The 13,937-nt window shown below is 58.9% G+C and carries 12 protein-coding genes; 4 read left to right on the forward strand and 8 right to left on the reverse strand.

The genetic code is table 11. The annotated features are described in order from the left end of the window. The first annotated feature begins 235 nt into the window (after nt 1-235). Nucleotides 236-1,348 (forward strand): LacI family DNA-binding transcriptional regulator, encoded by a 1,113-nt coding sequence (locus tag DW943_RS06730; RefSeq protein ID WP_233543616.1) that lies wholly within the window; start codon nt 236-238, stop codon nt 1,346-1,348. A gap of 113 nt (nt 1,349-1,461) precedes the next feature. On the opposite strand, the gene DW943_RS06735 is transcribed toward DW943_RS06730, so the two are convergent. After that, entirely contained in the window at nt 1,462-2,112 is a 651-nt protein-coding gene (locus DW943_RS06735) for an HAD family phosphatase (protein WP_117862564.1), read from the reverse strand. Nucleotides 2,113-2,285: 173 nt separating this feature from the next. On the opposite strand from DW943_RS06735, the gene DW943_RS06740 reads away from it, so the two are divergent. Beyond that, on the forward strand, nt 2,286-3,164 hold the full coding sequence (locus DW943_RS06740; RefSeq protein WP_117862565.1) for an ATP-dependent sacrificial sulfur transferase LarE: 879 nt from the start codon (nt 2,286-2,288) through the stop codon (nt 3,162-3,164). Nucleotides 3,165-3,283: 119 nt separating this feature from the next. Here DW943_RS06740 and DW943_RS06745 read toward each other — a convergent pair whose 3' ends face one another. From DW943_RS06745 to DW943_RS06775, 7 genes are all read right to left on the reverse strand, one after another. After that, the gene (locus DW943_RS06745; protein ID WP_117862566.1) at nt 3,284-4,984 is read right to left on the reverse strand and encodes an ATP-binding protein; all 1,701 of its coding nucleotides are present in this window, start codon (nt 4,982-4,984) and stop codon (nt 3,284-3,286) included. 394 nt (nt 4,985-5,378) lie between these two features. Continuing rightward, entirely contained in the window at nt 5,379-5,831 is a 453-nt protein-coding gene (locus tag DW943_RS06750) for a PTS sugar transporter subunit IIA (protein ID WP_117862567.1), read from the reverse strand. A gap of 12 nt (nt 5,832-5,843) precedes the next feature. Further along, on the reverse strand, nt 5,844-6,782 hold the full coding sequence (locus DW943_RS06755; RefSeq protein ID WP_117862568.1) for a transketolase family protein: 939 nt from the start codon (nt 6,780-6,782) through the stop codon (nt 5,844-5,846). Next, complete coding sequence (locus DW943_RS06760) at nt 6,782-7,612, reverse strand: transketolase (RefSeq protein ID WP_117862569.1); 831 nt, start codon at nt 7,610-7,612, stop codon at nt 6,782-6,784. The genes DW943_RS06755 and DW943_RS06760 overlap by 1 nt, the downstream gene beginning before the upstream one ends. 62 nt (nt 7,613-7,674) lie before the next feature. Then, on the reverse strand, nt 7,675-8,358 hold the full coding sequence (gene fsa / locus DW943_RS06765; RefSeq protein WP_117757862.1) for a fructose-6-phosphate aldolase: 684 nt from the start codon (nt 8,356-8,358) through the stop codon (nt 7,675-7,677). Between the two features lie 71 nt (nt 8,359-8,429). Continuing rightward, on the reverse strand, nt 8,430-9,704 hold the full coding sequence (locus DW943_RS06770) for a class II D-tagatose-bisphosphate aldolase non-catalytic subunit (RefSeq protein ID WP_117862570.1): 1,275 nt from the start codon (nt 9,702-9,704) through the stop codon (nt 8,430-8,432). Nucleotides 9,705-9,848: 144 nt separating this feature from the next. After that, nucleotides 9,849-11,321, reverse strand: a complete 1,473-nt coding sequence (locus DW943_RS06775) for a PTS fructose transporter subunit IIC (protein WP_117862571.1) — start codon at nt 11,319-11,321, stop codon at nt 9,849-9,851. Nucleotides 11,322-11,732: 411 nt separating this feature from the next. Here DW943_RS06775 and DW943_RS06780 point away from each other — a divergent pair, with 411 nt between their 5' ends. Further along, on the forward strand, nt 11,733-12,743 hold the full coding sequence (locus tag DW943_RS06780) for a LacI family DNA-binding transcriptional regulator (RefSeq protein WP_233543617.1): 1,011 nt from the start codon (nt 11,733-11,735) through the stop codon (nt 12,741-12,743). 130 nt (nt 12,744-12,873) lie between these two features. Next, complete coding sequence (locus DW943_RS06785) at nt 12,874-13,857, forward strand: DNA/RNA non-specific endonuclease (RefSeq protein WP_117862573.1); 984 nt, start codon at nt 12,874-12,876, stop codon at nt 13,855-13,857. Nucleotides 13,858-13,937 lie beyond the last annotated feature (80 nt).

The following is a 13,937-nucleotide window of genomic DNA, read 5'->3' on the forward strand; positions in this document are numbered from 1 at the left end:
GCTGATATACCAGAAGTGGTATCTCAACTTAGATACCACCCGATGCACACATGCCCAGCCGGTCCAAACCACCACGAAGGGGACAGGCACCTTTGTGGTAGTTTGGGGCGGCAGCATCGTTTCCCCAGATAAAACCTGCCAAAATAAACCTGTCCCTAATTGGCAGGTTTTGCCACCCCGGGGGCGGGCGATGCTACAATCTGGCTTGTACTTGAAACGCATCAAAGGGGCCGCTATGGCAAAGGTTAAAATCAGCGACGTCGCGCGTGAAGCCGGGGTTTCGTTGGGCACGGTTTCCAACGCGCTCAACCATCCCGAAAAGTTGCGTCCCGAGACCCTCAAGCTCATTAACGAAACCATCAATCGACTGGGCTACCTGCCCAACCAAAGCGCTCGTCAGCTCGCGGGCGGTGCCACCAAGTCCTTTGGCCTGGTGCTCCCCCGTCTCGATCATGGCTTTTCGCTCCAAATCGCCAGCGGCGCCCACAACGAGGCCCGCAAGCACGGCTACGACCTGCTCATCGCCAACGCCGATAACGACGATATTCTCCAGGACCATTACCTGCGCTATTTTATGGGCACCCAGATGTCCGGCGTTATGGTTCAGCCCATGGCATCCCCCGACTGGCACCCCGCCATGACCAAGATGCCCGTGCCGATCATCCATCTGGACATCCATTGCTCCGAGCCCGGCTACTACGTAGCGGCCGACAACGAGGCCCAGGGTCGCATCATTGCCGAACTCGCCATCGCCCGTGGCGCGCGCCATATTGTCGTCGTCGGCCGAGCAGCATTTATGCAACTCACCCTGCGCGTCCTTGGCATTCACAAGGCGCTCGCCCTACATCCCGACATCAAGATCGAAGTCATTGACGCCGGCGAGTGGAACACGGCGGCCGACGGCTATGGTATCGGCAACCAAATCGCCGAGCGTCCCGCCGACGAACGCCCCGATTTTGTCGTCGGTCTAACCGACGTGCTGGCCTCTGGCGTCGTTTCGGCACTGGTCGACAAGGGCATCTCTGTCCCCGGGCAAGTACGCGTGGCCGGCTGCGACGGCAACCCACTCGCATGGAGCGGATCGGTCCCGCTCACTACGGTAGCGCCCCCGGGCTACGAGATTGGCCGCAAGGGCGTCCAACTGCTAATGGAGCAAATCGAGAACAAGGCCCCGGCAAAGACCAAACGAGTCCACATCGGCTCTGCAGCGCGCACCGTCACCGCGGTCACGGCCATCGAGGACATCAACCGCCAAGAACTCGTGCGGCCGTTCCTGCTGGAACGCGCCAGCACCCAGGCAAGCAGCCAGACCGACGCCACGGCCATCAACCTCGGTGCGTATCTATAGCACGCCCGCAAGTATGCCAAGTCGCCGCTTAAGCAAAAGGGGCCCGACCATTGCCGGGCCCCTTTTGCTTAAGCGCAAACGTGGGTAATTGCTCGTTTCAACACCGCAATTGTCTAGCGCACGGCCTTGGCTGCCGCCGCCAGGTCGAACAACGTATCGAGCACGGCCTCGCAGCCATCCACCACGTCCTGCGGCAGCGGCACGATATCGGGGACGGCAAAGACATGGCAGCCGGCCGTAATGCCCGAGACGCAGCCGTTGCGCGAATCCTCGACCACGGCACACTCCTCGGGAGCAAAGCCCGCGCGATCGCAGGCAAGCAGATACATCTCGGGATCGGGCTTGCCGTGTACGACGTCCTCGCCGCAGGTCACCGTCTCAAACTTATCAAAGAGGCCGACCGTCTTAAGGTTGCGCTCGGCCGTAACGAGACGCGACGACGTCGCTAGACCCACGTGATAGCCCGCAGCCAGCAGCTCGTCTAGGCACTCGGCGGCACCGGCCTTAAGCTCCAAATCGGTCTTGACTATCTCGTCGCGAATCTCCTTGTGGCGATGATAGATCGCCTCAGCGGTTTCTCTGCTGCCGTAATGCGCCTCAAGAATGTCCATGACATCGGGCAGCGTGCGACCGATAAACTGATGGATCAGCGCATCATCAATCGCGACCCCAAGCTCGGCGGCGCCCGCCTTCCACGCCTTGATGCCCAGACGCTCGGTATCGACCAGCGTTCCGTCCATGTCAAAAATAACAGCCTTAATCATATCGTTCCCCCATCGCTTCGCGCTGCTGCACCCCTGCAACTTTACCGCACCTGTAAACTTGTATATAACGTATATAGCATATTGCACTTTCGTTACATAGATAGAAGTCTTATGACAAGCGACTCAGTAGGACTATAGTTTTCGACCGAGTACTCAACGGCAAGGATCGTTTCATGATTTTAGACACCACCGCACCTGCAGAGGGGCTTCAGGACAAACTCACAGCGCTCGAGCAGCTGCTTTTGGCATACGGACGCGTCGCCATCGGCTTTTCCGGCGGCGTCGACAGCAGCTTTCTGGCCGTGGTCTGCGCCCGCATCATGCCTGCCAGCACCCTTCTCGTTCACCTGACCACGCCGCTCATCGGCACGCCCGAGCAGGCTTCGTTTGAGCGGTCCGTTGACGGGCAGGCCGATGGGGGGCCGCATTTTAAGCTCCCCGTGCTCAATCTTTCGGTCGATCAGCTGCAGCTCCCCCAGGTAGCCTGCAACGATGCCGACCGCTGCTACCACTGCAAGCGCGCCGGCTTTACCGCCATCGTCAACCACGCCAAGTCGCTGGGCTTTCCCACCGTCATCGATGGCAGCAACGCAAGCGACCGCGGCGACTACCGCCCCGGCATGCGCGCCGCACAGGAACTCGGCGTGCGCTCGCCGCTTATGGAGATCGGTTTTACCAAGGACGAAGAGCGCGAGCTACTGCGCGCCTGGGGATACCCCGTTTGGAACCTGCCCGCAGGCGCCTGCCTGGCCACGCGTGTCCCCACGGGCGAGGAGCTTACGCGCTATAAGATCGATTTAATCCGTACCTGCGAGGACTACCTGCACGATCTTGACCTGGCGCAGGTTCGCGCACGCCTCGTCGGCGGCTGCATGCATATCGAGGCCGCACCCGCAGATGTCGCCAAGATTGCCGCCGTCGGCGGTACCGTCGTCGACGCTGAAGGCAAGACCCCGCTGCCCGCCGCCATCGAGTCCGCGCTGCGCGACCTAGGCTGCGGCCACATCTCCCCCGAGGTTACCCCCTATATCCACGGCAACATGAACCAGTAACCTGCCAAAAAGGGACAGGTTTATTTTGGCAGGTTTTATCTGGGGAAATATCGCGGAGCCACCACCTCTCTAGTATCCATCTAACTTCGAGAGACACTAGAGAGGCGACTCGGCTGCATCTACCTCTTCCGATAGCGGCGGTTGCGGCTCGTCGATGAACCCATTACTTCAATGAGTCCTTTATCCGCCATTTTTGGCAGATGGTAACGGACGGACGAAATCTTGACCCCCGATGCAACCGCTATTTCTCGCGCCGTCATATCCATTCCGGCGCCGAGAGCCTCCAAAATCCTATCCGCCGTCGAAGCTGACGATTCTCTGCTCATATCGATAATTTCAAACGTGTCTTTGCCACATTTTGACAGGACATGTTTATTGACAAGGCCCCCGCAGATCAGGCGAATGTCATCCGAATCCCACTTCAAAGCCTCTCGTATTTTTTGAACAACGCATACGCGCCCATGCTCCCGCATAAACATGAGCAATGTTTCCTCGCGATGCGTCAGTTCGGTGTCCACATGGCCCTGAATCCACATGCGGTTTTCAGCAAGCTCCGCCCCGTGCCGGGAAAGCAGCACCGTAAACGAATCGGCCTTAACGATAAATTTCGGCCTGCCAAGCGAACGAGACTCCATCTCGCGAATCATAGCCGGGATGCCAGATCCCTGACTTTCCGCAACAGCCCCCTCAGCATGCTCTAACGGCGTCGCCCCCATCAGACTCATGAGCTTTGGGTTTCGGCAGCGCGATTCCCCGTCCGCAAGATTGTCCACCGTCTTTCCGCCCCAAAGCCCGCCGGGGTTTTTGATTTCTATTCTGTCTGGGTAGATATCGACGCTCACGGCCTGCCCCACAAACATGGGCGAATACTCTCGATGGATACAGGCATTCGCCAAGGCCTCGCGCAAAACCTCCTGGGGTACTTCCCAATCTTCCCTTCTACCAGCGCCTCGCACTATCGCCGCTTTGCGCAAGTTTCGTCCGATCGCAGCGAGGGCATCTTCGATGCAAGCCGGAATCGGGCCATCGCACAACTGGCGGTCAATAAACCGGGGTTGCCCAGGAGCAGATTTTTCCACATCGGAATGAACGGCGACATCGATCATCAGCTTGGGATAGAACTGCTGGGGGTAAATTCCCGCCGACAGCAGCCCCGCGAGCTTCACAGCTCCATCCTTTGTAGTGATATTGAGTCTGGCCAGCTGCTTTTCCAGCGTATCGGCCCCGCGCAAAACGCGCGGGGTCTGCAGCCGGCGATTTGCGATAATGGACCGCACGACATCTGGATCCAAATCCTCGACTGTTGCCTCCGAAACCACCGTACCGTCTGCATCACTCGGAAGCAGCGCACTCTGTAGCTCATATAGCTCAGCGGGCGACATCTTGATATCTTTATCATCCACGCGCTTGTAGCTACCGTTCTGCACGCCGCGCGCGCCGATATAGCATGGCTTCGCTTTGAGCTCAAGTTCAAAGATGCGCACCAGAAGTACCTGGAGCCCGTCGACCTCGCCTCGACCAAGCTCATACCGCGGCGCATGGGTCACCACCGCCGCTGAGCCTCCGTCTCCGATACCCGAAACAAACTGGTCGCGCACCCTGTCGATAGCAAAGTTGGCAGAAGGAACAAATCCTTCGGCTTCGTTCAGGCCCAAAATAATGAGCCCGCCCGCAGTGTTCGCAAAAGCACTCACTGTCTCCCATACGTCTGCACTCAATTTATTCGTGCAGGCTTTAACTTCTACCGATGCGTCATCGGTCCCCCGCCTGCGAAGGCGCTCAACGATAAGGCCAAGAGGTTCATCCAACAGCATTGGCATTCCGTCTCTCTAAAACAATAGATTTATCTCTCTAAAGCTTAGTATATCTCTCTAACTTTAGAGAGATGAGTACCTTCTTTTAGAGAGAAATTTAGAGAGATGTATCGAATTCACTGCTAGATTACCTAAAGCCATCTCTCTAACCGACTTTCTCTTTAGAGAGACGTTTAGAGAGACGAGCGCATCTCTCTAACCATGGGCTCCGCTCTTTAAAGCGTACACATCCCAACCGTGCCCTAAGTTGCGGCGGGCATTACCCCGCCAACCCGCCAAAAAGGGACAGGTTTGTTTTGGCAGGCTTTATCTGGGGAAACGCAAACGGGGCCGCAACGCCGTATGCGTTGCGGCCCTGCTCCTTGGAGAAGGAACGATAGATTGAGCGGGCTGGTTGCAACTAGCCCTCGAGCCCGGCGTTAATAAGCTCCGCGATCTCGGCGGGATCGGTGCTCGCGCGCACCTTGTCACGGAAACCGGCATCCATCAGCATCACGGCAGCCTTGGAGAGCAGACGCAGATGCGTGGTTCCAGCCTCGCCCGCGGGAACATACAGCGCAAGCGCAACATCGACGGGCACGCCGTCAAAGCTCGGCCACTCGACGGGCTCGGCCAGTTTGAGCACGGCAACGCCCGGCGCATGGATCGCGTCGCTTTTGGCATGAGGAACGGCAAAGCCGGCGACAAGGCCAGTCTCGGCCTCGTTCTCGCGAGCGATAAAGGCGGCCTCGACGGCAGAAGCATCGTCGGCAAAGCCAAGCTCAACGGCCTGCTCAGACAAATAATGCAAAGCATCCTCGCGCGATGCGGCGGCATACCCAATCGTTACCTGATTGGCAGATACAAATCCCATGGAAAACACTCCTTACAACACGGGCCTGACCGCGGCCTCGATACCCTCGGCGTCCAGACCGTACTTGTGCAGCAAATCGACCGCAGGGCCAGACTCGCCGTACACATCGTGCACGCCAACGCGGCGCATAGGCACCGGGTGCTGCTCCGCGAGCACCGCCGCAACGGCCTCGCCCAATCCGCCGACAATCGAATGCTCCTCGGCGGTCACCACACGACCGGTCTTCTTCGCGCTGGCAACCACTAGGCGCTCATCAAGCGGTTTGATCGTATGCATGTTGATGACCTCGGCATCGATGCCTTCGGCAGCGAGCACCTCGGCAGCCTTGAGCGCCTCGGCGACCATGAGGCCGCATGCGATGATGGTCACATCGGACCCCTCGCGCACGACCACGCCGCGGCCAATCTTGAACTCATAGTCCTCGTGGTCGTTGATGACCGGCGTAGCCAGGCGGCCAAAACGCATGTAAACCGGACCCTCAAACTCATAGGCGGCGCGCACGCAAGCACGAGCCTCGATGTCATCGGCGGGAACGATCACCGTCATGCCCGGAATCGTGCGCATGAGTGCAATGTCTTCGCAGCACTGATGCGTAGCGCCGTCTTCGCCGACCGAAATACCCGCATGCGTGGCCCCGATTTTGACGTTGAGGTGCGGATAGCCGATGGAGTTACGCACTTGCTCATACGCACGACCGGCGGCGAACATGGCAAAGGTGCTCGCAAAGGCGACGCGACCCGTGGTCGCAATGCCGGCGGCAAGCCCCATCAAGTTGCTCTCGGCAATGCCGGCGTCGTAGAAGCGCTCAGGGTGAACGGCCTTAAACTTACCGGTCTGTGTGGCGGCGGCCAGGTCGGCATCGAGCACTACAAAGTCATCGCGCTCATTGCCCAGCTCGACAAGCGCCTCGCCGTAGCTAACGCGCGTGGCGACCTTCTTGACGTCTGCCATTAGAGCTCCTCCCCTGCTGCTGCGAGCTCGGCCATGGCCTGCTCAAACTGTTCATCGTTGGGCGCCTTGCCGTGCCAGCCCACCTGGTTTTCCATAAAGGAGACGCCCTTGCCCTTCACCGTCTCGGCGATAATGGCCACCGGTGACCCGCTCACTTTGCGGGCCTCGGCAAAGGCGGCGGCAATCTGTGCCATGTCGTTGCCGTCGGCGAGCTCGATCACATGCCACTTAAAGGCACGGAACTTGTCGGCAAGCGGCATAGCCGAGTTAACCTCGTCGATACTGCCGTCAATTTGCAGGCCATTGTGATCGACAATGGCGACAAGGTTATCCAAATCGTGATTACCGGCGAACATGGCCGCCTCCCACACCTGGCCCTCCTCGCACTCGCCGTCGCCCAGCAGTGTGTAGACGCGGTAGCTGTCGCCCCAGTGCTTTGCGGCAAGCGCCATTCCAACCGCAGCGGAAATGCCCTGACCGAGCGAACCGGTCGACATGTCGACGCCTGGCGTGTCATTCATATTGGGATGGCCCTGCAGTCGGCTGCCGATATGACGGAGCGTCTCGAGCTCCTCCTTGGGAAAGAACCCACGCTCAGCAAGCACAGCATAGAGTGCCGGAGCGCAATGTCCCTTGGAAAGCACAAAGCGGTCGCGCTCAGCACGGTTCGGATTCGCCGGATCGACATTCATTTCCTCAAAGTAGAGGTAGGTCATAATGTCGGCGGCGCCAAGCGATCCGCCCGGATGCCCCGACTTGGCGGCATGGACGCCCGCGACGATACCGCGGCGGACCTCATTGGCAATCTTGGCCAGTTCCTGATCGGTCATGGCACTTCCTCTCTTGAGCACGCCGGCCCGGCATAACGCATGCTGGGCCGGCAGAACCATCGTTACTGCGCCTCGACAACCTTTTTCCAGTCGGCCTCGAACGAGGCAAGGCCCTGGTCAGTCAGCGGGTGGTGCAGGCACTTCTTAAGAGCGGCCATGGGGACGGTCGCAATATCGGCACCGAGCAGCGCCGCCTGGGTCACATGATTGGGCGTACGGACGGACGCGGTGATGATCTCGACGGTGTCGTCGACGTTCTTGCCGGTCCAGTCATAGTTCTTGATGCAGGTCACAACGTTATCGAGCTGCGAAATGCCGTCCTCGGCGATGTCGTCGAAGCGACCGACAAACGGGCTGATGTAGCGAGCGCCGGCATTGGCGGCCATCAGGGCCTGGGTCGGCGAGAAAACAAGCGTCATGTTGACGCGCACACCCGCATCGGCCAGGGCGCGGCAAGCGGCAAGGCCGGCCTCGCACACGGGGAGCTTAACCACGATGTTGGGAGCCAGGGCGGCAAGACGCTTGCCCTCCTCGATCATGCCCTCGGCAGTAGTCGCGGTGGACTCAGCAGACACGGGCAGTCCCTCGCAAAGCTCGGCGATCTTGAGCATGTGAGGCTCAAAGTCTGCAAGCTTACCGCCGGTCTTGGCATACAGGGACGGGTTGGTGGTGACACCGGCAAGACAGCCCCAGCTCTTGGCCTCGGCAATCTCGTCAAGGTTGGCGGTATCGATAAAGAACTTCATGGTGCACTCCTTCAAGAGAAAAACTGGTGACCCAAGGACAACGGTCGACTCGCTGGCCAGACCGAAACAACTTACTCGGCGAGGGCAGCCTCGATGCGGCTCGTAACACCCTTGAGGTTAAGACCGACGACGTACTGCTTGATCGGGCGCTTGATGTGCTCGATCACAAAGCGCTTGCCGTCGATGTCCTGGGCAGCGAGGTTGCGGTAGAGCTTCTCGACCTGCTCCTTGACCTCGGGATCGTTAAAGGCGTAGTGGCCGGAGACATCCAGAATCTTCAGGCTGAGCTCGTCGTCGGCCAGAATGTCGTCAACCTGCAGGTTGACGTCGTCGCCGGTCATCCACTTGCGCCAACGCTCGGTCTTGATAGCCTTGACCAGCAGCGTGCGATACAGGTCGGAGGGATCGTCGCACAGGCCGTTGTCGACCAGAATCTGCTCGGTAGCGCAGAGCTTGAGGTAAGCGCGTGTCTCCTCGGTGCCGTACTGGGGAGCGACATTGGAAGCGGTCACGTGAGCCGGAATGTGCTCGAGCAGCGTCGCGTCATCCAGGTAGTCGGCGTTGTGCTCCTTCAGGCCCACGCCATAGCGCTTGGCCATGTCGGCGAGCTCGCGGGCGTTCTTAAAGTTATAGTGACCGACCTGCTCGGTCCAACGGGTGAGCGTACCGGTCTGGCCGACGATAAAGGTGGGCATGGGGCAGCCGCGCTTCTCGAGCTCGGGCTGCAGCTGAGAAATGAACTCCTCGTACTTATCGGTAGAGGTCAAGCCGCCATTGGTCTCCTCGGTACCGACCTCATAGGCAACCTCGGGCAGATTATGCTCGCGACGGTACTGCTCAAGGTAGTCGATAAGATCGATCGTGCGGCGAAGCACCACGTCGAGCGGAATAACCTTGCCGATCTGATAGGGGTCCTTGGTGGGGTCGACCATCAGCAGGTCAAAGCCTGCCTCCATGTCGGCGACGAAGGACTTGCGGGCGAGCTCCATGGCCTCGTCCTCGGGCAGGTGGGCGTTACGCTCCTCGTCGCGCTGCCACGGACCGCCGTGATCGCGGCACAGGTAGTACGGACCGGTGTAACCCACCTCGTCGGCAACCTTCTTGATGTCGGCGGCAAAGCGCGTCTGGTCCCAACCGTTGACGTAGCCGGCGCCCATCTCGTCCATATCGACCTGGTTGCGGCTGGCGATAAACATGGGCGGGAAATCCTCGTCCTTGGCAAGCTCGAACACGGCCTGAATCAGGTTGGGGCTCATGGGACCAATGCCGACCATGGTTGCGTGATCGCCGCTATCCTGCAGCTTGAGCATGCCCTGAACGGCCTGGCGGATGGTGAGGTTGGACATTTTGTTCTCCTTCTCCAGAGGATTTTTGACAAAAGTTCCCTGGGACCCAGATGCGGGCCCTATCAGTACGGATGGATTTTGTTGTGTAGGAGCGGTTGTGCGGAGTCAAATCCATCCCTCCGCACAACCGGAGTCCTTAAAGGTTTACTTGGCCTGCTTGTCGAGCGTGGGCTTCATGGCAATCAGGATTGCAGCGGCGACCACGGAGCCAATCACGATGTCCAGGCAGAACAGCGCGACGTTGTTGGTAGCAAGGGCGACGATAAAGCCACCGTGCGGGACATAGCAGTCGATACCCTGGAAGGCGGCAAGCGCCGCACCCACGGCAGAGCCGATGCAAATACCGGGCAGGGTGTGGCCAAGGTCCTTGACCGCGAAGGGGATAGCGCCCTCGGTAATACCGATGCAGCCCATGAACAGCGCGGAGATGCCCATCTGACGGTCGGCGTCATCGAACTTGTTCTTGGCAATGAGCGCAGCGAGGCCACAGGCGATCGGGGGAACGGCGACGGCGACGCGGAACATACCATTAGGACCGTAGATGCCAGAGGCCATGATGGCCATGGTGAAGGTCGAGGCGGTCTTGTTGATGGGGCCGCCCATATCGAAGGCGGTCATAACGCCAATGACCAGACCCAGGACGACGGCGGAGCCGCCCTGCAGGCTGCCGAGCACGCCGGTAAGCCAGTCCATCACAAAGCCAAGCGGCGTGGCCAGAATGTAGATATAGGCCATACCCAGGACAAGCGAGGTCAGAATCGGGATGATCAGGATGGGCATGATGGTCTGGATGGTGTTGTTGACCTTCCAGGTCTTCATCCAGCGGACAAAGTAGCCGCAGATAACCGCCATGATCATGGCGCCCAAGAAGCCGGTCGAAACGCTATTGCCGTTAGGGGTAACGACTGCGTTGTTGACCAGGTAGCCCAAGACAAAACCGGGGGCGAGCGCGGGCTTGCCGGCCATCGAGTAGGAGATGTAAGCCGCAAGCACCGGGATCATCATGGAGATGCCGGCCATGCCGATGGTGTTAAGACTCATCATCAGCGGGTTCGTAACCTCCATGCCGTTGGCGCCGGCGGTACCGGATGCCAGCGAGAAGGCGAGAAACACGCCGCCGATAACGACGATGGGGATAAAATAGGAAACGCCGGTATTGAATGCATTGAGCAGCGTCTTACCAGGATCGGCAAAGATAGACTGCTTGGACGCCGGTGTCGGGGCCTGCGGGGCAGCGGAGACGGCCTTCTTCTCTGCCTTGGCCTCGGCCTTGGGCGCGTCAACGGCGCCACCCGTCGCCTTGATGATCTCAACGGCCTGGTCGATGATCTTTACCGGATCGGCGATTACATCCGAGGTGCCGACCTTCAGGAACTTACCCTCAGCCATCTTCAGCTCAAAACGGTCCTCGTTCTCGACACCCACGTCGACGGACTCGAGCACCAGGTCGGCGGAATCCACGTCTTCCTGCGTCAGCTCGTTCTCGATACCCAGGCCACCCTGAGCCTCGACTTTGCACTCGATGCCACGGGCGGCGCATTCATCCTGAATCGCCTTCTGGGCCATATACGTGTGGGCGATACCCACGGTACAGGCGGCAACGCCTACGATCTTCATTGCTTCCCTCTTTTCATAGAGTTGCGTGCGCAAGACACCGTTTGCGGAGGCCTCCGGAGCATCCCCTGCCGTTTGGACTTGCTGTCTTTTCGACAAGACCAATATAGGGTGCTGGCAGGAATAAAACTAGTTCATTTCGGTAAACGCGCAGGTCATGGTATTAGTTACGCAATTTAGTTATGCGTTTAACCAAAAATGAATCCTGCGTTTTTGATCTCTTTTTTAAAAGTCAAGAAGTATTTGGATTTCTCGGTAGACGGTAGGCTTGCATAACCGCCACTAATTATGGACCCCACGGATACGGTATTGTTGCATACTCATAAAAGGGCGAAAGGACAGGCAGAATCGTGTGCCCGCAACCCGAACGTGAACCACCGCGCCAAACAACGCAATTTGTCGGAAGGAGTCGCTGTGATCAAACAGCGCGTTACGATTGCAGACGTCGCCCGCGAGGCAGGAACTTCAACAGCCAGCGTCTCGTATTACCTCAACGACAAACGAGACAAACTCAGCGACAAAACGCAGGCAAAGATCGCGCGTGTTATAAAGGAGCTGGGATACGTCCCCAACGCCCAGGCGCAAACACTCACCGGCAAACAGACCCACGTCATCGCCATCATCATCTTGGATAACACCAACAAATGGGCGGGCCTTGTCCTCAACGGCATGGAGCAGGTCATGCTCCCCGCGGGCTACCAGACGATCGTTTGCACGAGCAACTTTAACCCCGAGACCGAGCTCATGTATGTCGACAAAATGCTCTCGCTGGGCGTCGATGGTTTTATCATCCAGCCCACGGCAAACTTCAAAGCCGTGCACGACCGCATTAGACGCGCCGGCAAGCCGGTCGTTTTTTTCGATGCGGCCATCTATAGCCCAGGTACCAGCTGGATCAAGACCAACCTTTACGACGGTGTGTACAACGCCACGCAGGCACTCCTCGACGCCGGTTACGAAGATTTCTTTTCCATTGCCGCCAACATGACCGAAATGCGCACCCGCATGGAGCGTTTTCAGGGGTATGCCGAGGCGCTGGCAGCGAACGGACAGCTCTACAAAGCGATTCCCATCGACCACAACAAGCCGTCGGTCAGTGAGCTTACCGAGTACTTTAAATACAAGCTCAACCCCGCCAAGCGAACCCTTATCTTCGTGCAAAATCAGTGGGCACTTCCCCGTGTCTACAAGGCTCTCCAACCCATGGCCCATCTACTTCCGCAGCAAATCGGTCTTTTGGGACTCAACTGCGAAGACTGGACCAACCTCACCACGCCGACCGTCTCCACGATCATCGAGCCCGTCGACCAGGAAGGCAGAGAGGCGGCCGAGATGCTCCTCGCGCTACTCGATGGCAGCAGCACGCCCGGTGAGCAGCGCATTCTCGAATGCAAACTCAATTGGCTCGGCTCCACCTCAATCTAGCCATAAGCCCAACATGGGGACAAATGAACCAGCGGCATTTGTCCCAAATCTTAAGTATTTGTTCGACAGAACGGCCCCCGCCGGCTCCTGCTAGACTGGTAGATTCCCAGCCGTCCATCCAGGAGCCTCAATGTCGCGCAAGTCCGCCTACAAGCAAGTACTTTCCATCGGCACCGCCGTGGTGCTTGGGTTTGCGCTGTTTACAGGATCGCTCGACGGAGCGCCCAAGCTGTTGTCACCGCAAAGCGATGAGCAGGCGGCGGCTCTGGCCGAGAAGCAAAACGAAAGCCCCGGCCGCACCGACGACGAGGCAGACCTGGTTGCCCGGCTCGAATCGGGAACAGCGAGCTCCTCGGACTCTCAAAATAGCCAAGACTCTGGCGCTGGCTCCGAATCCACCGCGACCAACACCAACGGTAACGTTGCCGAGGACAGCTCCGCCACCCCCATCGACGAAGTGGAAAACCCCGACCTCAACCGCGCCCGCGGCGTATATCTCAGCAGCATTCCCGACTACGCCGGCAACCCCTACGTCGCCCTTCGCGCCGACAGCACGCACCCGCTGGGCACGCCGTCATTCACACTCGATGAGTACGATCGTGCCACCGAAGAGGGCTGCTTTAAGAAATTCTCCAAGCTCGACAGCCTGGGCCGCACTCGCAAGGCGCTCGCCTGCGTAGGCCCCGAGTCGCTCGGACAGGGAAAGCGCGGCGATATCTCGCGTATCCATCCTGCCGGTTGGCACCAGCAGCGCTACGACTTTATTCCAGGCCAGAGCCTCTACAACCGCTGCCATCTCATCGCCTGGTCGCTCTGCGGCGAAAACGCCAACCGTAAGAATCTCCTCACCGGCACGCGCTATCTCAACGAGACGGGCATGCTGCCGTTTGAGGAGCAAATCCTCGACTATATCCGCAACACGGGTAACCACGTGCTCTATCGCGTCACGCCCATGTACAACGAGGAGGAACTTGTCTGCCGCGGCGTGCGCCTTGAGGCCCAATCGGTCGAGGATCACGGCAAGACGCTGTGCTTCCACGTGTACTGTTATAACCTGCAACCGCATGTGCAGATCGACTACGCCACCGGCCGCAATCAGGCCTCGGGGGACTAGGCCCGAGCCGCGACAAGAACCGATTTGCAACCTCACCGGGAATCAGAACCACCCTTAAAAAGGGTGGTTTGCTCTTAGGG

Source organism: Collinsella sp. AM44-11, assembly GCF_003467145.1.
GTDB lineage: Bacteria > Actinomycetota > Coriobacteriia > Coriobacteriales > Coriobacteriaceae > Collinsella.